Source organism: Methanocalculus natronophilus (assembly GCF_038751955.1).
Classification (GTDB): domain Archaea; phylum Halobacteriota; class Methanomicrobia; order Methanomicrobiales; family Methanocorpusculaceae; genus Methanocalculus; species Methanocalculus natronophilus.
The window spans coordinates 287-776 of the sequence record NZ_JBCEXH010000038.1; the positions used below are offsets into that span (position 1 = coordinate 287).

General features: G+C 38.0%; 2 protein-coding genes. Both read right to left on the reverse strand.

Features of this window, described 5'->3' with window-relative positions:
- A partial coding sequence (locus ABCO64_RS10250; protein WP_343089388.1) for a 2Fe-2S iron-sulfur cluster-binding protein occupies positions 1-206 on the reverse strand: 206 nt, incomplete at its 3' end.
- A gap of 9 nt (positions 207-215) precedes the next feature.
- Positions 216-490 (reverse strand): 4Fe-4S binding protein (locus tag ABCO64_RS10255; RefSeq protein WP_343089389.1); only part of this gene is annotated, 275 nt, incomplete at its 5' end.

The following is a 490-nucleotide window of genomic DNA, read 5'->3' on the forward strand; positions in this document are numbered from 1 at the left end:
AAATTCCCACGGTCTTCGTTTTCTACTAAACAAACCCGACAGTTAGCATTTTGATTAACGGCTCCAAGTTCGTGTAGATCAAGATGACATAATGTTGGAATGTTTATGCCAACTTTTTTAGCAGCCTCTAATACCGAGCTTCCTTTTTCTACCGTTATTGGAATGTCGTTTATTTTAAGTTCAACCATTTTGTCTATTAATTTCATAATGCCTCCTTAAGGTTTAATGATTGCATCCACAGGACATGCTTCATAACATGCACCACATGCAATACATTCACTTTCAGTTATGACGTGTTTTTCTCTAACTTTTCCATCGATACAATCAACCGGACAAGCACGCTTACATTTCGTACAGCCAATACATTTTTCGCTATCAATGCTGTAGGCAGTTTTCTTAGTGCGGTAAGCATACGCTTCATATTCTTCTTTAAATGCATTCATCGTTGATAAGACTGGATTTGGTGCAGATTGACCAAGACCACAAAGCG